At 59.8% G+C, this 264-nt stretch carries 1 rRNA gene; it reads right to left on the reverse strand.

Annotated elements, in window-relative coordinates:
* Positions 1–23: 23 nt before the first annotated feature.
* Positions 24–138 (reverse strand): 5S ribosomal RNA (gene rrf / locus D9599_RS30990).
* Between the last annotated feature and the right edge of the window lie 126 nt (positions 139–264).

Raw genomic sequence — 264 nt, forward strand, 5'->3', positions numbered from 1 at the left:
GATCATGACGTTCTGGTCTGGTGGTCTGGCGCCGACCGACTCTCCCGTGTCTTAGGACACAGTACCATAGGCGCGGGGTGGTTTCACGGCCGAGTTCGGGATGGGATCGGGTGTGTCACACTCGCTATAGGCACCAGGCCACCGGGCCAGAACGTCTGATATTGTTCTCTTCCCTTGTTAAGGAGGAGGGGATGGTTTGGTGGGTTGCGTGTTGGTGCTGCGTGCGGCGAGGCTTTAGGCCTCACGCGGTGTGGGGATGAGTTC

It is taken from the genome of Roseomonas sp. KE2513 (assembly GCF_016107305.1).
Taxonomy (GTDB): domain Bacteria; phylum Pseudomonadota; class Alphaproteobacteria; order Acetobacterales; family Acetobacteraceae; genus Roseomonas.